We start from the raw sequence: 21,568 nt of genomic DNA on the forward strand, positions 1-21,568 counted from the left end.
GAGGGTTACGCCGCACGCCGGAGGAGCCGGCCGTACCGTCACCGTTCTCCCATCAACTCCGGGAGACTTTCGGTCAATCGCGCGTAGAGCGCCTGCGACAGGAGCAGGTGCCCGCGGGCATTCGGGTGCGTGTCCCAGGTGGCGAGCCGGAGCTCGCTCGGATCGTGACCGGCGTAGGTGCCACCAAGGTCCCAGATGATGAAGCCCGCCTCCTCCGCGAGCCGTCGCAGGCGCCGCGGCGACGCCAGGTCGTCCGCTTCTACCACCGGCACGTAGATCCATACCGGCACGGCGCCCATCGCGCGCGCGGCCGACACCATCGTGCGGAAGCTCCACGCGAGAACGTCGTTACCGACGGTGGCTAGCCGCCGCTCCACTTCGCCGCGGCTCATCCCCGCCGTAGCGCCGGATCGCGCCACAATCTCCGCCAGCTCCGGATAAGGGATGGGATGTCCGACCTGAACAGCGATCGCCAGCCGGCGGACCGCCCGGGTGCGCTCGTTCGAGTGGGCCGTGTAGAAGACTGCGTCGGGCTGGAACGCTGAAAGCTTGTTGAGCGCCTGGATCGCGCTCTGGTGTGCCGTGTAGCCGGCGACCGCGAAGTTCAGGATCTCGAAGCGGGTGCCCAGCTCGGCTGCCATCTCCCGGTTCAGCCGTTCCTCGGTCAACGACTCGAAAATCTCCTCGGCGGCGACGCCCGCGCCCATGGTATGGGAGGCGCCGAGCAGGGCAATGCGGTAGGTCCCCGGCGGCTTGGCCTGAGTGTACTCGCGATCGCGCATCCCCCAACGGTTGGTGTGGAAGGGAATGCGCAGGATGGTCACCTGGAAGGAAGGGATCAGCTCGAACTCGAGGAGGTCGTGGGTCCAGATGACCGCCCCCGCCTCCCGGACGCCGAGCCAATCACCCGGCTGACGCTGCGGTGAGACCCGCCAGAGGGCGCTGGCGAAGTTCTCGGCATCGAGCAGCCCCTCGTAGTAGCCCCGCTCGAGCGCTTCGGCGTCGCGAGCGTTGAGCCGCGAATCCTGGAGCGAGGCGATGGCGGTCGCCACCTGCGGCGTGAAGGTCGACTGAATGGAGGGGAGCCCGACCAGCACCAGGGTCAAAGCCGTCCCACCCGAGACCACCACCGAGCGGCCGAAGCTCGGCCGATCCCCCAGCGGCGTCAGCGGCCAGCCGCGGTGCCGCAGATACTGCGCGACCACGCCCAGGGCGACCAGCAGCGCCAGCGCTCCGAATAGGGCGGCGACGCTGATCGCACTGACTCCTCGCGCGCTGCCGACCAGTTCCAGCCACTGCGACAGGCTGCCGCTGCTCCAGAGCGACCAGAGCACAGTGATGGTCACCAGCATCGCCGTGACCTTGAGCGCATGAGCGGTTGCCGCGGGCAAGCTCCAGTGCGGCCTGGACAGGGCGCGCCGCCGGCCACGGCGGGCTTCCCAGAGGGAATTCACCACCACCAGCCCACCCAGTATCCCCCAGAACAATGCATCGGGAACGGTGATCGGGAAGGTGCCGCGCAGCCAGAGCCACTGGTACGAGTGCAGGATCCACGTGCCGGCAAAGACCACCAGCGTGGCCCCGACCATCGCGGGTTGCAGGCCATACCGCTTCAGGCGCATCAGCGACGGATAGTAGAAGATCTTCATCATGAAGTCCTTCCAGTAGATGTTGATCCGCCGCCAGTAGTCGTTGAAGCTAGAAGCGAGAAGGTAGGCGTGGTGGGTCTCGGGAAGGTTGAAGCCGAAGAGACACAGGATCCCCACGATCATGTGGAACTGGCCCGAGATCCGGAGATAGAGCAGGTAGGTCGAGACCATCGACTGCACGACTCCACCCAGTCCCACGACCTCGGCCGCGGTCGGCACCAGGTGGTAGTAGACCGCACGGTAGATCAGGAGCTGCACTAAACCCCGCACGATCCAGTTGAGACCCTTCTGGTAGATGGCCTCGGCGTCGGTGTCGTAGTAGGTGCTCCGGAATCGCTGGTAGTCGACTACGGGAAAGAGGGGGAAGCAGACATTCGGCAGCAGGAAGAAATAGCTCAGTCGCTGCCACAGGGACGTCTGCCCGTGCTCGTGGCGGAGGTCGTAGAGGTAGATGATCAGGCGGAACATGAACATCGACCCCAGGATCGGCAGGACCAGGGTCGCGAACTCCGGCAGCGGAGCGGAGATCCATTCCAGGCGTACGGCCGCGAGCAGCGCCGCGGCCGCCAACACCACCCCAACGCGGTAGGCGAAACCGATCGGCAGATGGCAGATACCCAGCAGCGTCAGCCCGAGGAGGATCAGCGCCATCCCGTGGACGAAGCCGAGCACGCCGCCGATGGCCGCCATCGAGATCAGCACGAAGAACGGCTGGCGCAAACGGAGCGGAAGCAGGGTGTGGACGACGAAGCCGACGAAGATCAGCGGGAGGAGTTTGCCGAAGCCAAAGGTCTCTTCGATGCGAAAGACCTGCAGGGCATACAGCACCGCCCCCAGCTCCGCCACGATGATCCCCAGGCGAAGCCAGCGGCGGCGGTCCGCTTCGGGACGGGTCTCCGGCGGGGTCGGCGGTGCTTCGAAGACCCTCCCAACGCCGACCGGTGGCGACGCGGCTGGAGCCGGACTCGGCGTTTCGATCTGGTGTGCCATGAGGCGGTTGAGCAGGGCGGATGGCCAGCGGGCAACAGGACGCTTCGGCTTCCGTTCGCCGCCGGTCGATCAGGCCGAGCGCTAGGCAATCTCGGCCGTGGGACGTGGCGTCGCGGCCAGCGGCGCGTGCTCCGGCACTGGCGCTCGGGGCTGCCCGTGCGCGCGCAGTGGCTCGATGCATTCGGGGACCATCGCGCAGACGGCGCCCGCCAGCTCGTCGACCCTACCATCCACCAGCAGGCGCAGGAGTCGCTCGAGCCCCTGCTGCAGCTCGTCCGCGCCCCCTTCGGACCTCTCGACGATGCGAATCTTGTCGATGGTGGTGGGGATCGTCCTCTCGAACTCGGACATCAACTCCTCGTGGAGCTTCTCGCCCGGGCGGATGCCGGTGAAGACGATTGGCATCTCCGTGTACGGCTCCAGACCGGAGAGCCGGATGAGGTTTTCGGCCAGGTCGAGGATCCGGATGGGCGGTCCCATGTCGAGCATCGAGATCCGATTGGCAGCTTCGGGTAGGGCCGCCGCCTGGAGCACGAGCTGAACCGCCTCGGGAATGGTCATGAAATAGCGGGTCATCTCGGGATGGGTGACGGTGACGGGGCCGCCCGCGGCGATCTGCCGCTGGAACACCGGCACCACACTCCCCTCCGAGCCCAGCACGTTGCCGAAGCGCACCGCTCGGCAGTCGGTGCGTCCGCCGTCCGTCGCGCGGGAGGCGAGAACGATTCGCTCGGCGATGCGCTTGGTCGCCCCCATCACACTCGAGGGATTGACCGCCTTGTCGGTGGAGATCAGGACGAACTTGCGCGCCTCGAAATCCGCGGCGGAGCGGACCACGGTAAGCGTGCCGAAGACGTTGTTGCGGACCGCCTCGGAGATGTTCGCCTCCATCATCGGCACGTGTTTGTACGCCGCGGCGTGGAAGACGTAGGTAGGGCGGTACTGCTGGAAGATCTGCCGGACGCGCTGACCGTCGGCGACATCGGCGATGACCGGCACGACCTCCAGGTCGGGGTGTGCGCGCCGCAACTCGAGGTGCACGTAATACAGCGGGCTCTCCGCCTGCTCCAGCAGGAGTAGCCTGGCGGGGTGATGGAGGGCGACCTGGCGGGCGAGCTCCGAGCCGATCGATCCACCCGCCCCCGTGATCAGCGCGACCTGTCCTCGCAGGTCCACGGAGACCTGGTCGAGGTGGAGCCTGACCGGTTCCCTGCCCAACAACTCTTCCAACCGCACGGACCGGAGCTCGTGCAGGCGCACGCGGCCGTCGAGCATCTCGCGCAGCGTGGGAACGATCTTGAACTCGACGCCGAGGTTGGCGCAGTTCTCGGTGATGCGCCGCATCTCCTCGCGAGTGGCCGAGGCAATGGCCACCACCAGCAGCTCGATGTGATGCTCGCGCGTCAGCGCGGGGAGGTCACGGGTGCCGCCGAGGACGCGCACGCCGTGAATCTCCATTCCCACCTTGAGCGGATTGTCATCCACCAGGCCTACCGGGCGGATCCCGCTCCTGGGATCCATGCGGATCTGGCGGAGTAGCTGCGCCCCGACGTTGCCAGCCCCGATGATCAGGGTCCGCTTCCCCGTTTGGCCTGCCTGCATCGTTCCGCGCTCGCGAATCCAGCGCACACCGAAGCGGATCCCGCCGAAGAACAGAACGGCGAGCATCCAGTCCAGAGCCAGGATCGAGCGCGGGAACTTCCCCAGGTAGCCGGCGAGGAAGAGCGCGGAGACGAACAGGGCGGACCCGAAGGTCACCGCCTTGATCAGCGCGACCAGGTCATAGAGCCCGACGTGCCGCCACCAGCCGCTGTACAGGCGGAAGACGGCAAACCCCATCAGCCGCATGCACAGGAGAAAGGGCAGCGTGATCCAGAAGAGCTCCCGGTACGCAGGCGGAACGTGAAGGTCGAAGCGAAGCGCGAAAGCGATCGCATAGGCCAGCGGGATCAGCACGAGGTGCAACGCCAGCACGATCGCACGTCTGTGATTCAGGAGGGGATCCGGCAGGCGCTCCAGACTCGCCAGGGAGGAAGCACGGACAGCCGCATCCTCGCGCGATCGAGGAGCGGAGACGGAGGAGGACGGCGTGGGGTTCATGGGCATCCATCTGCGAAGCAAGGTGGTTCGACCCCTTGTCCGAAATAGTCCCATCTTCGGTGGCCACTCGGAGCTCCCGGTGGCCTCTGCGAGCTCAAGTCGACGTCGATCCGGATCCGGGTTGGGGTGGTCGGAATGCATGATTCCGATGGCATCGGGAGCACAGCGACGCCGGAGCGACCGGGGCGAACCGCTCCGCAACGTGCCGGATTCCCGGCGTAGCTGAACCACGTCGGGCAAGGGGAGGACCAGCGGCGGGAAGAAGTAAGAAGCTAGGAAATGCGGGAAAATCCAGGAAAGGCGACTGATCAGAAACGCGGAGGTGAGGCCAAAATCTGATGCAAAAGGTCAACGGAATCAAGCACGCCTACCACACCCCCAGGGCGGATCCGCCCCCGCGCCGTCGCGCGGCTCGTGGCTTCCTTCATTGTTGCTTGGTTATTGCAAAATGCAAGAACTCTTGCAGGAGACAAGACTGTCTGAGTCATCTCCTGTCTACTTTGTAGCTTCCTATCTAATTGCCCCTAAACTACCTACGGCCATTTTGGGTCCTTTCGGGTTTTGCGGTCCCGCCCTTGCGCCAGGCGGCAGACCGTCCGTCCAGGTCGCAGAGACCCACGACCGACGCTGCTCAGAGCAAAGCCGTCGAAAGGCGGTGACGCAGAGTCACGGGGCTAAAGCGGTGTAACCGCCACGCTCGCCGGTCCGCCAGCGCATTCGATCTTCGAGCGCTGGCGTTTTTTTTTTGTGTTCTCCCGTCGTTTTTTCACCGAACCGCCATGCGACTCTCCTCCGAAAGCCGGACAGTTGGTCGTCGTCGGATCGCCGCCGGGCGCGTACGCCGCTGGGCGGCGGTCGCCATCAGCTCGAGCTTTGTCCTGGGGGGCTGCGACGCCCCCGCCCCCACCGAAGTGCCTCAGGAGACGCGCGCCGATACCACGCAGTCGGCACAGGCGCCCGCGGAGCCGGAGTGGGATCGGGTGCTGGAGAACGTGACGCTGGAAGGAGACGTGGTGGTCCCGGCAGGTGAGCGCTGGTTGATCGGCCCTAACGTGCGCATCGCCGGGAACCTGCGCACCGATTCGGGCACCATCGCGATGCGCCCCGGCTCCAGCCTGCACTTCGTGGGCGCCGATCCCGAGAAATACGTCGGCGGCGGAATGGGCTACGAACCGCAATTCGCCAACGACATCGGCCTGTGGATCGGGCGCTACGGAGTTCTGGACATCCGCGGCACACCCAAGACGGGCTGGAATCGGACGGGGACCGACCCGACCTGGAAGCCGGACGACGAGTACTACATCGCCCCGACCGAGCCCGGTGACTACGCGCCGAAGCCCTGGAAGCCGGGAGACCCGATCCCGCAGGTCGATCCGCGCGTTCCGCCGGCGGAGGTGCTGAACGTTACTCGAGACATCCTCATCGAAGGGCCGGGGCACATCCACATCCACTCGGTCAAGCCCCAGCGCATCGAGTACGTCACGCTGAAAAACCTGGGGGTGAGCAACAAGGCCTCGCGGGGACCGGTGACCGGTCGCTACGCCCTCCACTTCCATCATGCAGGAGGGGAGGGAGAGAGCATCGTGCGAGGCGTCGCGGCGGTGAACAGCCGTGGTCGGGTGTTCGTACCGCACATGTCCAAGGGGATCACCTTCGAGGATGTGGTAAGCGTCAACAGTTGGGGAGACGGCTTCTGGTGGGATCTGGGCGACCGCAGCCAGGAGATCCAGGTCGATCACATGGCCGTGGTGGGGGTGAACATGCCCCGCAAGGTGAGCGGCGCGACCAGCCAGTACTCGGCGATCGTGCTGGGGGGTGGCGACAACATCTCCATCCGCAACAGCGTCGCGGCAGGCTCACGGGGGACCAAGATCTCACATGGCTTCGACTGGCCCTCCAAGGCGGACAACAAGGGCCCGGCGGTGTGGGACTTCTCCGAGGGGAACGTAGCGCACAACAACCAAGGCTCGGGAATCCGCTTCTGGTTCAACAACGCGGATAACCACGTCGTCGAGAACGCCATCACCTACCGCAACGGCGCGGCCGGTGTCGAGAACGGCGCATACCGCAACGCCCATCGCTACATCAACGTGTTGATGTTCGACGACAAGTTGGTCGAGCATGCCTCCTCCATGCCGCACCGACTGGACGGAAAGGGAGCCCGCTTCGAGAAGATGACCGTCGTCAGCCCGAAGGGGCCGGCGCTCAGCATCGGCCGGTTGCGGCTTCCGCCGATGGTGCCGACCGAGTTCGTCGACTGCGACTTCGAGACGCTCGACGGCTCGCCCAAGGTTTCGCTGGACGCCCGGCAGGCGGAGAACCCGTTCATCGCGGTCTTCCGCAACTGCGACTTGACGCCGGATGATTTCAGGATCTCCGCGCCCTTCGCGAAGGGGTTGAAGGGCACGAACATCCGGATCGAGAACGCGGATGGCACCGGCTGGGAGATCACCCTCGACATGGCGGGCGGCCAGAAGGTGGTGCGGGAGCTGAACTGAAGCGGGGAAGGGTCGGAGCGAGCAGAGAGGGTGGGCGGCGAAGGCGCCGTCCACCCTCTCTGCGTCCGAGGGTCGAAGGTCACGTGGCGCGGCATGCTTTTTCCCAAACGGGTCCGCTCAGCCGACGTGCTCTCCCCGGGACTTTGAGCCGATCCCCTCGACTGGAAGTCCGAGCGCTCCTGACCCTGCTCACCGCATCCTCCATGAATACCCGCCGAAATGACCCGAGGATCATCTTCGTAGTCGGCATGGCCAGATCGGGGACCAGCTGGATCGCGAAGGTCCTCTCGTTCGACTCCACCTTCAACTACTTCTGCGAGCCGGACAACCACGTGCATGTAGCGGGCGCCCAGCGCTACTTCCACTCACTGTACCTGACCCGGGATCGGGGTGACGAGGCCTTTGATCAGCTTATCGACCGGGCAGTGCGCGGTGAGGTCTCGACGGCCTTCACCAGGAAGGAGGACGTCAGGGTCCTGGTGGAACGCATGCCGTGGCTGGGAATCCTCCGTCCATACCTGCACCGGCTGCTTCCGAGACGCCGCAGCGTCCTGCTGAAGCTGATCGCCTCCAACCTCGCCTTGGACCGTCTAGCGGCGCGGTACCCGGATGCCAGGCAGGTGTACATCGTCCGACATCCCTGCGGCGTGTTTGCCAGTCGCAAGAGACTCGGCTGGACGCCCCAACCGCAGCGACTGCTCGAGGATGCCGTACTGGTGCGCGACCACCTGGAACCCTACCAGGAGTTGATCGCGTCCGCCGGTACCTACTGGGAAAAGGCGGGGGCGTACTGGGGCGCCATCAACTACGTGGTCATGCGGCAGACACCACCCAATGGGCCACGAACTATCCTGCATTATGAGTGGCTCTGCGCGGACCCCGTACCGCACTTCCAAGCGCTCTACCGACATCTCGGTCTCGAGTGGAACAAACGAGCCGAGGCGTTCCTCTCGAACAGAGAAAGGCTCGACCATCGCCCGTATTCCCTGCGACGGTACCCCCCGAACCAGATTGCAGCGTGGCAGAAGGAGGTGACGCCGGAGGACCAGGCAGCGTGCCGCCAATTCGTCGAGCCCTTCGGGTTACCCTACTACCGCGATTTCCAGCCTGATGTAGACCAACCTGCGTGGTTCACATCAGAAGCCGAGTCGCTGACATCGAAGGGAGTTGCGGTCGATCAAGCAGAAGTGCACCAGACCACGATTTGAAATCGTTTGGTCGGTGAGGGTGTATTCAGGTTCGGCTGGAAGGGGAAAGCATACAACTTCGTCATGCAATCCTTCGGTACCGATCCGACGTAGCACGACTTTCATGACTTTATAGATCTACGCCCTTCTCACGGAACGGTACGCGGGAGCATCACTGCGGTTCCTGAGGACGCTCTGCAAGCCTGGCTTCGGTGCCCCCGGGGATGCGTGCGGAGAGCTCGAGCGGGGAGTGAATCGATCTCTCTATCGCCCGAAGGCTCAAGTGTCTGGCGCCTTGCCCGCAACACCGTGAAAGAGTGCGGGTACACCCAGGGACTACCCGACTGGTTCGGAGCGAGGAACGTGCACTGGTAGAGATCAGCGCGGACGAGATTAGCCGAAGCGCGCAGAGTGGGGCAGCACGCCAGGTGTGCCACTCGACCGCTCCTGCCTGGCATGCCGGATGGAGGAGTGATGCAGGAGAACAATCCATCCCGAAGCAAGGCGAGACATCGCTGGATCCCAGCGACGCTGTGCTTCGTGCTGCCGATCGCGTCGGGGGCTTTCCTCCTGGCCGCATCGCCGCACCCCGTGACCTCGTCTGGCATTCGCCTTCGACCGTCACACGCATCGAAGCCTTCCGTTCTCCGGCAACAGGTCGAGTGGGACAGCGTTCTTGCGAACGTGGAGATCCGTGGAGACGTCGTCGTACCCGCCGGAGAGACCTGGTTGATCGGGTCAAACGTCCGCATCGCGGGCAACCTGCGTACGGATTCCGGCACCATCGCCATGCGACCCGGATCCAGTCTCCATTTCGTTGGCGCAGAGCCCGACCGCTACGTGGGCGGAGGAATGGGGTACGAGCCGCGCTTTGCCGACGACATCGGCCTGTGGGTAGGCACGATGGGCGTTCTCGACATTCGAGGAACGCCCAAGACCGGCTGGAACCGCACGGGAACGGATCCGACCTGGAAGTCGGACGACGAATACTGGATTGCTCCCACCGAGCCCGGAGATTATCAGCCCCGGCGCTGGCACCCAGGCGAGCCCATCCCCCGCGTGGACCCCCGAGTTCCTCCGGCTGAAGTCATTAACGTCACCCGGGACGTTCTCATCGAAGGCCCAGGTCACATTCACATACATTCGCGTCGCCCGCAGCGGATCGAATACGTGACGCTCCGCGGGATGGGCATCGGGAATCGGGCCTCCAAAGGACCGGTGAAGGGGCGATACGCCTTGCACATCCACCACGGCGGCAACGGAACGCGTGGAACGATCGTTCGCGGAGTTGCGGCGATCGAAAGCGGAGGGCGCGTGTTTGTACCGCACGAGTCGCACGGCATCAGCTTCGAGGACGTCGTGAGCGTCAACAGCTACGGCGAGGGGTTCTGGTGGGACGTGGGAGACCGAAGTGACGACATCGTCATCGACCGGCTCGCCGTGATCGGAGTGCACATGCCGCGTGGACAGAGCGGACGAACAAGCATGCACTCGGCGATCGTCCTCGGGGGAGGTACCGGCATCGCGATCCGCAACAGCGTGGCGGCAGGTGCCCGGGGGAGCAAGATCTCGCACGGCTTTGAATGGCCTTCGCGAGCCGACAATCACGGGCCGGCGGTGTGGGAGTTCAACCGGGGGAATGTGGCCCACAACAACGAGGGTTCAGGGATTCGGCTCTGGTTCAACAACTCGGAGAACCACGTCATCGCGAATGCCGTTACCTACCGCAATGGCTTCGCCGGGGTCGAGAACGGGGCCTATCGAAATGCGCACCGATACGAGAACCTGCTGCTGTTCGAAGATCGCCTGGTACAACACGCGTCATCTCGACCACAGTCTATGGATGGCCGCGGCGCGCGATTCGACAACGTGACAGTAATTGCGGATCGCGGACCAGCTCTGAATATCGGGCGGCTCCGCCTCCCCCCGATGGTTCCCACCGAGTTTTTCGATTGCACGCTGGTGCCCGGTGACGGCGCTCCGAAGGTGTCGCTCGATGCCAGGCGGGCAGCCAATCCCTTTACTGCGATCTTCCGGAATTGTGACCTCTCACCGGAAGACATTCACGTCGCCCCGCCGTTTGCCCCTGGCCTGGCGGGTACACGCATCGTGCTGGAGGACGGCGATGGGACCGTCTGGGAGATCACGCTGGACATGAAGGCCGGCAAGAAGGCGGTGCGGATGATTCCTGCAGCAGACTCGGCAGCAAGTCTTACTACTCTGCGCTGATCGGAAGCCCGGGCGACGCAGGGTCAAAGTGGGCTCACGTTAGATCTTGCTTCGCCTGGATGCAGGTTCGATCGATGCCTCTCGCCTCAAAGCCCGGCTGAGAGGACCCGAGGCCACGATGCCGACGCTGAGCATTCGCGAGTTCAGGTCCCGGCTCGTCCTTCCGTGGTGGAGCCCAGCCGAGAACTGGGATACGACCTGACGCCGCGGCTCAAGAGGTTGATGTGGCATGCCTTGCGCGGAAGCCTGCTGGGCGGAAAACGCCTCATTGCGCAGGACTCGAGTCTGGGTGCCGGACCGCCGACGAGGGGTCGATTGGGAGCCGCTCGCACTCGTCCTATACAGCGGATCTGGTCCAGAGTCGAGAGTCCGTCCGCGCCCTGGGAAGGTGTGGTATCGGGCCAACGCCCTGTGGCGTCGCTCCGGCGCTCAGTGATTCCTACACCGCGATGCTGGCGGAAAGCATTGAGGTGCAGAGGTGACGGAACGCGTCTCTGGGCAGATCCTGCGTCGACGACCACAGTCACACCATTTGTCGGAGGCAGGAGCGCGTGCTGCAAACCATTAGGAAGATCCTCGACCTGTTCGATGGGGCCGGGAAATGGAGGCTTGCATGGCTGTTCGGGGTGTCCGTCGTTGCCGGCCTCGTGCAGATGCTGGGTGTCGCCTCCATCCTCCCCTTCCTCGCGCTAGCGGCGAACCCGAGCGCGGTTCATAGCAACTCCGCCCTGAACCTGGTTTACACGAAGCTGAATTTCTCCAGTGAAACGGCCTTCCTGGTCGCTGCCGGGACGGCCGTCTTCGTCATGATGGCGCTAACGAATGGGGTGGCGGCACTCACCACTTGGTTGATTCACCGCTTCACCTATGAGAACTATCGTTCGCTCTCCATCCGCCTGCTAGCCAAGTATATCGAGCAGCCCTACACCTTCTATCTGAGTCGGAGCACAACGGGTCTGACGAAGAACATCCTGGCAGAAGTGAACGCCGTCGTCACGGGTGTTCTGGTTCCGGCTCTCAGGATGATGGCCAAGCTCGTCGTCACCCTGCTGATCACGGCGCTACTGGTAGCAATCGACCCCATCCTCGCTCTCGTTTCTGCAGGCGTGCTCGGGGGGCTGTATGGCGCCGTCTACACGGTCATTCGTAGACGGCAACTTCAACTGGGTGTCGATCGAGTGGAGGCGAGCAGCCTTCGCTTCAAATCTGCGCAGGAGGCGCTGATCGGTATCAAAGAGGTCAAGGTCCTGGGACGCGAAGCCGAGTTCGTGCGGCGCTTCTCCGAAGCCTCGCGGACCTACGCCTCCACGCAGGCATCGAACGCGGCAATCAGCGAGCTTCCTACGTTCGCGTTGGAAACGGTTGCGTTCGGCGGCATCCTCCTGGTCGTCCTCTATGCCTTTACACGCGGAGGAGAAACGGCGACGGTTCTGCCCACGATCGGCCTCTATGCCTTTGCAGCCTACAAGCTGAAGCCCGCCCTGCAAACGATCTTCTCCTCGCTTGCGAAGATCCGTTTCAACAATCCATCGCTTGACATCCTCCACGCCGACCTGCTTGGCGCCGGCACCAGTGCCGGGGTTCAGGCCGAGGATCCAAAGCCTATCTCGCTCAACCGTGCCATCGAAATCCGAGGCGTGTACTTCCGGTACCCCACCTCGCCGGATTGGGTGCTGCGGGATGTGAACCTCGTGATCCCGAAGAACAGCATCGTCGGATTCGCCGGCAGTACTGGCGCCGGCAAGACCACGTTGGTCGATGTCCTGCTCGGGCTCCTCGAGCCACAGGTTGGCCGGGTCCTGGTCGATGACGTGGAGATCACCAGTCAGAATGTTCGCGCCTGGCGTCGCAACATCGGCTACGTGCCTCAGCACATTTTTCTGATGGATAAGTCGGTGACCGAGAATATCGCCTTCGGTATTCCGAAATCAGAGATCGACCAAGCAGCAGTGGAAGCCGCGGCTGCTGCCGCGAATATCCACGAGTTCATACGCTCGCTACCAGACGGCTATGACACATCGGCCGCCGACCGCGGGCTACGGCTGAGTGGTGGTCAACGTCAGAGAATCGGGATCGCGCGAGCACTCTATCACGATCCGGAAATTCTCATTTTCGACGAAGCGACGAGCGCGCTCGACAGCGTGACGGAAGACGCGGTGATGCAGGCGATCAACAACCTCGCCCATCGCAAGACGATCCTGTTGATCGCCCACCGGCTCACCACTCTGCGCGAATGTGACACAATCTTCTTTTTCGAGAATGGGCGGATCGTCGATCAGGGAACATTCGCCGAGCTCACGATGCGCAACCGCACCTTCCAGGAAATGGCACGACTCTCGGTTTCGATCATCGAGCCGGACCCGCAACTGCCTGAAGAATCGCCGAGCAGGGCCTTTGTACAATGAGATGCTGTTCGTTCTGCCCCGCGCTCGACGCGGCAACGCGGTAAACTTCGAACCACAGGTATCTCCAGTCACTGCCGGAACCTGCTAGCTCCACCACCCCGATGCTCTCCCTGCTGATCTGCACCCGAAATCGCGCGCGTCAGCTGGAGCGCACGCTTCTGCACGTCGGTCAGCTCGTCTTCGACGGGGAGTGGGAGGTGATCGTGGTGGACAATGGCTCTACTGACGATACGCAAGCGGTGGTGGAGGCTTTCGCCCGCGCGACGAACGTCCCCGTCCAGTACGCGGCCGCAGCCCAGCCTGGCCTGTCCCTCGCCCGTAACGTCGGAGTCGCTCGCGCCCGCGGAGAGATCGTCTGCTTCACCGACGACGACTGCTACCCCGCGCCCGACTACCTACAGCGCATAGACGACATCTTCTCGCGACAGCCCGAGGTGGCTTACGTCGGCGGGAGGGTGCTGCTCTACGACCCCGAGGATGCCCGCATCACACTACAGGAATCGATGGAGCACCGGACCTTTCCGCCCGGTGCCCTGCTGGAGGCAGGGACGATCCATGGCGCTAATATGGCCGTCCGGCGCAGCGCCATGGACGCGATCGGGGTCTTCGACCCGCTGCTCGGCGCCGGCGGGCCGCTCCTGAGCGGGGAGGACATCGACTTCCTGGCCAGGCTCGCCGCGGCCGGCTTCACCGGTCGCTACGACCCCGCCCCGGTCGTATACCACCACCACATGCGTCGGCGCGGACCGGAGTTGACCGCGCAGAAGCGCGGACACGATCTCGGTCGAGGAGCAGTGTACTTCAAGGCTTTGCTGCGCCCCACGACCCGCCGAACCTACGCCGCCTACTGGCTGCGCCGTCTCTGGCGTCTCCCTCCCGGCAAGGCCCTCCGCGAGCTCCACGGCGCCGCGCTATACTGCCTCTACTTCGCGCGGGCCCGGATGACCCGGAGTGCCACGGCATCCTCCGCGACCGCAGCCTCGCTGCCCCCTGCCTGATCGCCGCAGATGAGGATCCTCCTCGCGGCTCGCCCCAGAGGAAACCCGGTCATCGCCGAGATGGCGTCGGCCCTGGAGCAATCCCCGGAAGTGCGCTCGGTCGAGATCGGTCCCGAAGCCTTCTGGTCCGCCCGACCCGGTGAGTTCGACGTCCTGCACCTCCACTGGCCGGAGGCGCTCTTCTCCTGGCGCGAGCCCTCGTCGGCGCAGCTGAATGAGCTACGCCAGCGGCTCGCCTGGTGGCGCGAGGCGGGCCCCATCGTCGCCACCGTCCACAACCTCCGCCCCAACGATCCTGGGCGGCGCAACGTCTTCGGCCCTGCCTATGAGGCCCTGCTCGCAGCGTGCGACGGGCTGATCCACACGGGCCGCGCCTCTCTCCGTGCGCTCCTGGCGACCATCCCTGCACTGTCCGAGAAGGCACACACGATCGTACCGCTGCCCGTCTTCACCACCTTCGCCGACGGCATGCCGCGCGAAGAGGCGCGCCGTTCCTTCGGTTTGAAGCCGCAAGCCAGCGTCGCTCTCTCATTCGGCACGATCCGGCGGCTGGGAGAGGTATGGACGCTTCTGCAGGGCTTCCGCCGCGCGCGACTGCCGTATAAGCGCCTGCTGGTGGCCGGCAACCTGTCCTCGCAGCTCGACGGCTCCGCCCGAGTCACCACGAAAGCCATGCTGCACACCTCTCCGAGGACGATCGCCCAGGTCGGCAGGATTCCCGACGACGAGGTGCAGCGATTCTTCAAGGCCGCAGATCTGCTTGTCATTTCCCGCCTGGAGACGCTGAACTCCGGCAACGTGCAGCTCGGCTTTGGCTTCGGGAAGGTGGTAGTGGGACCCGATACGGGGGTCACCGGGGAGATCCTCCGGGCCACCGGAAATCCTGTTTACCGCCCGGGTGACGCGGACGACCTTGCCGGAGCAATGGAGCGCGCGCTGGAAGCGAGCCGCGCGGGCAAGGGAGAGGACAACCGCGCATTCGCCCACCGGGAGTGGGCCCCTGGGCGAATTGCCACGATGCATGTGCAGTTCTATCGCGACCTGCTGGGAAAGCGGGTACGCAGGACCGACTTCGCCACCGGGGCATCATCATGAGCTCGAGCGACATGAGTCCCAGCGACATGAGCCCCAGCGAGGTGAACCCGAGCGATGTGAGGCCCAGCAACCCGGACCCGAGCGATCCGTTTCGCGCGGCGGCCCCGCTCTTCAGCGTGGTGATCCCGAGTCACAACCGGGCCTCGCTCCTGCCGCGCTCGATTGGGAGCGTCCTGACGCAGACGATGCCCGATTTCGAGCTCTTGGTGGTCGACGACGGCTCCACCGACGACACCCGGGAGGTGGTGCGCCGGATCAACGATCCGCGCCTCCGCTACGTGTGGCGCGAACAGGCAGGAGCAGCGGCTGCCCGCAACTTCGGAGCGCACCTGGCCGCCGGTCGCTTTCTCACCTTCCTCGACAGCGACGACGAGGCGCTCCCTCACTGGCTGCAGTCGTTCCAGCAGGGCTTCGCGGAGAGCGGCGCCGCCGTGGTCTGCTGCGGTTGCGAAAAGGTCGGGAACGGGCCCGAGCTGCGGAAGAAGAGCGGAGTTCTCCTGCCGCAGGATCTCGGGCCGATGTTCGGCCGGACGGTGGGAAAGTTCACGAACGGCGGCGTCTTCGCCATGCGCCGCGAGGTCTTCGAGGCAGTGGGGGGCTACGCGGAGAACCTGCGCTCGGGGCAGCACACCGAGCTCGCCATGCGGCTGGTCCCGATGGCCCGCAAGCGGGGGTGGATCATCCACAACGTCATGGAGCCCCTCGTGAGGGTCCACGTTCACCCCGGCCCACGCATCCGCGGCGATCCCGAGGCGCTTTACGAGGGGACGGCGTACATCCTGGACGCCCATCGGGCGCTCTATCGATCCGCTCCTCGGGAATACGCCAAAACGCAGGCGATCGCGGGGGTGAGCGCGCTGCGGATCGGACGGAACGGTGCCGCTCGCCGGCACTTCCTGCGCGCGATCACCGCCGACCCGACCCGCGCTGAACACTGGGCTCGGTTGATGCTCTCGCTGCTTCCTCCCCTCGCGCACCGGCGGTGGGAGCGCGCCCGCGCCACTGCCCCGGAGCTCTGAAGCCCGGCCACCCCAAGGTGCGCGCGCACGCGCGAAAACGGGATGAAGCTGCTGTACCTGATCAACAGCCTGGGTGCGGGCGGCGCCGAGCGGTCCCTCGTGGAGTTGCTGCCACACTACCAGTCCTCGGGAATCGACATCTCGCTCGTCTGCCTCGAGCCACGCCGCGTCGGGGTGGAAGCGGATGCGCGCCTCCTCGGTACGGACCTCGTCTACCTATCCGGCGCGCTTCCCGGTTGGATCGCCAGCTTCCGACGCCTGATCTCGCGTCGCCATCCCGACCTGATCCACACCACCCTCTTCGACGCCCACCTGGTCGGCCGCCTCGGCGCGATGGGAACCGAAGTACCCGTGCTGAGCAGCCTGGTGAGCACGCCGTACGTCCCCTCGCGCAAAAAGGACCGGAACCTGAACCAGACCGCCTTTCGCCTGGTGAAAGCGCTCGACGGGTGGACCGCGCGTCATCTCACCTCCCGCTTCCACGCCATCAGCCACACTGTGCGCGACGCGTACGTGGCCTCGCTCGGGCTTCCCCCGGAGCGGATTACCGTCATCGAGCGCGGCCGCGATCCGCAGCGTCTCGGGCAGCCCGACGAAACGCGGCGTCAGCGCGTGCGGCGGGCGCTCGGGATCGATCCCGCAATTCCCCTACTCATCAACGTCGGGCGGCACGAGTACCCGAAAGGGCAACCCGTGCTGCTTCGCGCCATGGCAATCCTGCGGGAGCGGCATGCGGATGCCGTCCTGCTGATTGCGGGACGAGACGGACACATGACCCGCGAGCTCGAGCGCCTGCACCAGGAGCTTCGCCTTGGAGGCCGGGTCCGCTTCCTCGGCCACCGGACGGACGTCCCTGACCTGCTCGCCGCGAGCGACCTGTTCGTCTTCCCGTCGCTCTACGAGGGGCTCGGCGGCGCTGTACTCGAAGCCATGGCGCTCGAGCTCCCCATCGTCGCCTCGGACATTCCAGCCATGCGAGAAGTGGTGGGGTCCGCCGGCTGCGGCCTGCTGGTGGAGCCGGAGGACCCGGCCGCCCTCGCGACGGCGATCGAGCGGCTGATCACGGACGCCGAGCTGCGCAGGATTCTCGGAGTGCGCGGCGGACACCGGTTCCGTGAGCGTTACGCAATCGATCGTTGTGCCCGCCGCATGGTCGATCTCTATGGCGAGGTCGTGGAGGAGCACGACGCCCGACAGCGAAGCTGGAGACGACGGAAAGCGGCAACTGCCGGCGCGGATACCTCCCCGATTCGACCCGCGTGACCGAAGGCCGCCGCGATCATGCGCTTCTCCGCTCGCCCCTCCGTCCGGTCGGATTCGCCACGGGCCGCGCCCAGCCACCCAGCGCTCGTCGAGCTGGTGGGCCCCCCAGGGGTCGGCAAGAGCGCCGTCGCGCGGGCGCTCCGGCAATCGGGGGATGAGGGGGATGAAGTCCTGTCGACTACGCGCCCACGCCACGCAATCGGATGGGGAGGGCTGCTGCGATGCGCGGTCACCGGTGCGGTGCGCTTCGCGCCGCAGTTCGTGCGACGGCCGACGCGCCCCGGCTACCGTCTTTCCGTGCTCGTCCAGCTACTCGCCCACGCCGAGCTGGTGCGGGGCTGGCGAGGCCGCGGAGGGATCGCGGTCCTCGACCAGGGGCCGGTCTATCTCCTGTCGATTCTCCAGCGGGCGCTACGCCACGACGGACGGAACAGCCGGCTTTACCTCCGCTACTGGAACGGGACGCTGCAATTCTGGGCAGATGCGCTGCGGATGATTGTACTCCTCGAGGCGACCGACGACGTCCTGCTCACAAGGATGCACGAGCGCGGCACCCCCCATTCGTACCTGGCACATGGATCGGAGGAAGCTCGGCGTGCCCTCTCTGCCGATCGCCGCAGCCGCGAAGACATCCTGAACGCATTGAAGGAGCGAAACCCGGAGCTTCGCGTGCTGCGCTTCGATAGCGGTGCAGACCCTCCCGGCGTGCTCGCCGGCAGAATCCTGGAAGAGCTCGCGCAGGTCGGCTCCCCCACCACCGGCGGGTCGGCACACGACCCTTCGGGCGCCGGATCGCGGCGCTGACGCGCCCATGAAGATCCTTCAGCTGGTCACGGTCCGGCAGCGCCGCGGTGCGGAGGTGTTCGCCACCCAGCTCGCCGACGCGCTGGTCACACGAGGCGCCGAGGTGATCGTCGTCGGCCTGCTTCCCCCTCCTCCCGACCCGCTCACTCCGGAGCGGGCGCAGGTGGTGGACCTCCTCAGCCGTTCCGAGAGCCGCTTCGATCCGGTGCGACTCCGCGAGCTTACCCGGCTCATTCTGCATCTTCGCCCCGACCTCGTTCAGGCCAACGGTTCGCAGACCTTCAAGTACGGCGCGCTCGCCCGCCGCTTTGTCGGTCCGCGCTTTCCCCTCGTCTACCGAAACATCAGCGTCGCCAGCCACTGGGTTCGCAATCCGGCACAGCGCCTCCTGGGGCGCTGGCTGGCCCGATCCGTCGACCACGTCAGCTCGGTCAGTGAGGCGACCAGTCTCGACTTCGGGGTGACGTACGGCGTGGCACCCGAGAGACGCTCGGTGATTCGCCGCGGAATTCTGATCCCCGCACGCATCGAGGGCGCGGTGGCCCGTCAGCGACTGACCGAGCTCGCCCAGCTCCCCGCCGACGCGCGCATCCTCCTGCACACCGGCAGCTTCAGCGAGGAAAAGAACCAGGCCTGGCTGATCGAGACCTTCGCGGAAATCCGCGCGCAGCGCCCCGACGTGCACCTGTTCCTGATCGGTGAGGGGGAGCTCCGGCCGGCCGTCGAGCGGCGGGTGACGGCGCTGGGCCTGGCGAATTCAGTGCATCTGCTGGGAATGAGGCGGGACGCCGCGGAGCTCGTGGCCGGCGCGGACCTCTTCGTTCTGCCCAGCCGCATCGAGGGAGTGCCCGGGGTCGTACTCGAGGCCGCGGCCCAGCAGGTGCCCGCGGTTGCCACGAATGTCGGCGGTATGGCTGAGGCCATCGTGGACGGCAGCACGGGAGTGCTGGTGCCGCTGGACGACCGCCCCGCCTTTGTCCAGGCCGTCCTCGACCTCCTCTCGAACGAGGAGCAGAGACAGAGACTGGGGTGCGAAGCCCGCAAATTGGTGAGTGAGCGCTTTAGCATGGATGCAACAGCGGCGGCCTTCGAGGACCTATACGGTCGGCTGCTCCGTGAACACCGCCACTGAGCCGATCCGGGTCTTTCACCTGATCAAGAGTCTGGGTCGCGGTGGGGCGGAGATGCTGCTCGTTGAAACGCTTCGCTTCGCCGACCGGAACCGCTTCGACTACCGCTACGGCTACTTCCTTCCTTGGAAGGACGCGATGGTGCCGGCACTCCGCGAGCAGGGGGTCGACGTCACCTGCTTCGGCGCCCGGAGCAGCGCCGCCATCCTGCTGGCCGCGCGCGCCGTCGCCCGGCACCTCGAGCGACAGGGGGCCGACGTGCTGCACTGTCATCTGCCGGTGGCCGGCGTGGTCGGCCGGTTGGCGGGACGGATGGCCCGGATCCCGGTCGTCTACTCCGAGCACAATACGCAGGAGCGCTATCACCATCTGACGCGCCGCCTCAACCGTTCCACCTGGAGCTGGCAGGCGGGTGTAGTGGCGGTCTCGCGAGAGGTGGCGGAATCGATCCGTGCGAATATCCGCTCCGATGTGCCGGTACGGGTGATCCTGAACGGCGTCGACGTGCAGCGCTTTCGCCGCGAATGCGGCAACGCCGAGTCGATCCGTTGTGAGCTCGGCATTCCCGCCGGCGCGCCGGTGGTCGGTTGTGTCGCGGTGTTCCGAGTGCAGAAGCGCCTGCGGGACTGGCTCGAAGCGGCGGCGCTGCTGCTCGAGCGGCACCCGGATCTCCACTTTCTGCTGGTCGGAGACGGCCCGCTGCGCGACGAGGTGACCTCCATCGTCGGCGCTCGCGGGCTCGCCGATCGGGTTCACCTCCCCGGCCTCCAGGAAGACGTCCGGCCCTTTCTCGCCGTCATGGACGTCTACCTGATGTCCTCGCTGTTCGAGGGGCTGCCGATCGCGCTGCTGGAGGCGATGGCGATGGAATGCGCCCCGGTCTGCACCCGTGTCGGGGGGATCCCGGAGGTGATTCGTTCCGGCACCAACGGCTTGCTCACCGAGCCGCGGCAGCCACAGGAGCTCGCCCGAGCAGCCTCGGAGCTCCTCTCCTCACCCGAGCTGAGGATGCGGCTGGCCAGGGAGGCGCGCCGCACGGTCGTCGAGCAGTTCAGCATGGAGCGTATGGCCCGGCAGCTCGAGGAGACCTACCTGGACGTGCTTCAGCGTCGCGCCAATGGCCGCTGACCTCGAGCTGAGACCGGCCGAGCCGGACGACCTGGACGCGATCCTTTCGCTGATGCGTGCCAGCCTCGGCGTGGGATCGATCCCGCGCGAGCGACGCTTCTGGGAGTGGAAGCACGAGCGCAATCCATTCGGCCGGTCCCCGGTGCTCGTCGCCTGCGCGGGGCAGGAGCTGGTCGGAATGCGAGTCTTCATGCGTTGGGAATGGGTTTCCGGTGGGCGCACCTACCGAGCGGTCCGGGCGGTCGACACCGCGACCCATCCCGCTTGGCAGGGAAAGGGGATCTTCAAGCGTCTAACCCTCACGCTCGCTGACCGGATGGCCGAAGAAGGGGTGCATTTCATCTACAACACCCCGAACGACCAGAGCCGCCCCGGCTACCTGAAAATGGGATGGACCTCGGTGGGGCGAACCGACCTGTTGATCCGGCCGCTCCACCCTGCCCGCCTGGTCCGCGCGGTCGCCGGGCGAGGGACCGCGCGCTCGGCGATCCCGGCCCCGCTGGTCAGCGGAGACGGCTCCGAGCCAGCAGCCGTGGCGCTCGCGCGCAACGAGGTGGCAGCCTTCGCCGATCGAACGGTGGCGGAGTCGCCAACCGGCCGATTCACGACCGCGAGATCGGCTGCATACCTGCGCTGGAGGTACGGGGATGTGCCCGGCTTCGACTACCGCCTGACCGCGGCGGTAGAGGGTTCGGAAGGCGCAGTGATCATCCACCGGGACCGCGAGCGAGGTCCCTTGCGCGAGCTGAGGATCTGCGATCTGCTGATCGGAGATACGCCCTCCTCACGAGCCGCCGCCCGCGCGCTGCTCCGACGCCTGCACGCCCGACCCTACGTCGACTACGTCTCCGCGATGGCTGCCCCCGGAAGCGCGGCGCGCAGCGTCCTGCTGCGGGCCGGCTACCTGCCGGCGTGGCGGCTCGGGCCGATCCTGACCGTGCGTCCCCTCAACCCGGCCCCCGGGGCGCCGAATCCGCGCCTTCGCTCCGCGTGGGCAGCCTCGATCGGCGATCTCGAGCTTTTCTGAAGGAACCCTTTGAAGGAGCTCCGGCCGACTTGCCGGATGCGGGCTG

General features: G+C 65.8%; 14 protein-coding genes and 1 riboswitch. Of the genes, 12 read left to right on the plus strand and 2 right to left on the minus strand.

Annotation, left to right across the window (positions count from 1 at the left end):
* Positions 1-38 precede the first annotated feature (38 nt).
* Both VF167_04325 and VF167_04330 read right to left on the minus strand, forming a co-directional pair.
* Positions 39-2,639 (minus strand): SGNH/GDSL hydrolase family protein, encoded by a 2,601-nt coding sequence (locus VF167_04325; protein HEX6924626.1) that lies wholly within the window; start codon positions 2,637-2,639, stop codon positions 39-41.
* A gap of 81 nt (positions 2,640-2,720) precedes the next feature.
* Positions 2,721-4,739 carry a nucleoside-diphosphate sugar epimerase/dehydratase gene (locus VF167_04330; GenBank protein ID HEX6924627.1) on the minus strand — a complete coding sequence of 673 codons (2,019 nt, stop codon included), beginning with the start codon at positions 4,737-4,739 and terminating at the stop codon, positions 2,721-2,723.
* A gap of 625 nt (positions 4,740-5,364) precedes the next feature.
* A riboswitch (cyclic di-GMP riboswitch) is annotated at positions 5,365-5,452 on the plus strand.
* A 66-nt stretch (positions 5,453-5,518) separates the two neighbouring features.
* Between VF167_04330 and VF167_04335 the strand changes: the two genes are divergently transcribed.
* From VF167_04335 to VF167_04390, 12 genes are all read left to right on the plus strand, one after another.
* The gene (locus VF167_04335) at positions 5,519-7,237 is read left to right on the plus strand and encodes a hypothetical protein (protein ID HEX6924628.1); all 1,719 of its coding nucleotides are present in this window, start codon (positions 5,519-5,521) and stop codon (positions 7,235-7,237) included.
* Positions 7,238-7,440: 203 nt separating this feature from the next.
* Positions 7,441-8,445 (plus strand): sulfotransferase, encoded by a 1,005-nt coding sequence (locus VF167_04340; protein HEX6924629.1) that lies wholly within the window; start codon positions 7,441-7,443, stop codon positions 8,443-8,445.
* Positions 8,446-8,964: 519 nt separating this feature from the next.
* On the plus strand, positions 8,965-10,653 hold the full coding sequence (locus tag VF167_04345; GenBank protein ID HEX6924630.1) for a hypothetical protein: 1,689 nt from the start codon (positions 8,965-8,967) through the stop codon (positions 10,651-10,653).
* 551 nt (positions 10,654-11,204) lie between these two features.
* Complete coding sequence (locus VF167_04350) at positions 11,205-13,058, plus strand: ABC transporter ATP-binding protein (protein ID HEX6924631.1); 1,854 nt, start codon at positions 11,205-11,207, stop codon at positions 13,056-13,058.
* Positions 13,059-13,159: 101 nt separating this feature from the next.
* Positions 13,160-14,056 (plus strand): glycosyltransferase family A protein, encoded by an 897-nt coding sequence (locus tag VF167_04355; protein ID HEX6924632.1) that lies wholly within the window; start codon positions 13,160-13,162, stop codon positions 14,054-14,056.
* A 9-nt stretch (positions 14,057-14,065) separates the two neighbouring features.
* Positions 14,066-15,151 carry a hypothetical protein gene (locus VF167_04360; GenBank protein ID HEX6924633.1) on the plus strand — a complete coding sequence of 362 codons (1,086 nt, stop codon included), beginning with the start codon at positions 14,066-14,068 and terminating at the stop codon, positions 15,149-15,151.
* A complete protein-coding gene (locus VF167_04365) occupies positions 15,148-16,170 on the plus strand; it encodes a glycosyltransferase family 2 protein (GenBank protein ID HEX6924634.1) in 1,023 nt (340 codons plus the stop codon). The genes VF167_04360 and VF167_04365 overlap by 4 nt, the downstream gene beginning before the upstream one ends.
* A 42-nt stretch (positions 16,171-16,212) precedes the next feature.
* Positions 16,213-17,433, plus strand: coding sequence for a glycosyltransferase (locus VF167_04370; protein HEX6924635.1), 1,221 nt, complete (start codon positions 16,213-16,215; stop codon positions 17,431-17,433).
* Between the two features lie 18 nt (positions 17,434-17,451).
* Positions 17,452-18,237: a hypothetical protein gene (locus VF167_04375; protein ID HEX6924636.1), complete on the plus strand. Its 786-nt coding sequence runs from the start codon at positions 17,452-17,454 to the stop codon at positions 18,235-18,237.
* A 7-nt stretch (positions 18,238-18,244) separates the two neighbouring features.
* Positions 18,245-19,369: a glycosyltransferase family 4 protein gene (locus VF167_04380; protein ID HEX6924637.1), complete on the plus strand. Its 1,125-nt coding sequence runs from the start codon at positions 18,245-18,247 to the stop codon at positions 19,367-19,369.
* Positions 19,353-20,495 carry a glycosyltransferase gene (locus VF167_04385; protein ID HEX6924638.1) on the plus strand — a complete coding sequence of 381 codons (1,143 nt, stop codon included), beginning with the start codon at positions 19,353-19,355 and terminating at the stop codon, positions 20,493-20,495. Before VF167_04380 ends, VF167_04385 begins: the two co-directional genes overlap by 17 nt.
* On the plus strand, positions 20,485-21,522 hold the full coding sequence (locus VF167_04390; protein HEX6924639.1) for a GNAT family N-acetyltransferase: 1,038 nt from the start codon (positions 20,485-20,487) through the stop codon (positions 21,520-21,522). The genes VF167_04385 and VF167_04390 overlap by 11 nt, the downstream gene beginning before the upstream one ends.
* The last annotated feature ends 46 nt before the right edge of the window (positions 21,523-21,568 follow it).

This window comes from Longimicrobiaceae bacterium (assembly GCA_036375715.1).
Lineage (GTDB): Bacteria > Gemmatimonadota > Gemmatimonadetes > Longimicrobiales > Longimicrobiaceae > DASVBS01.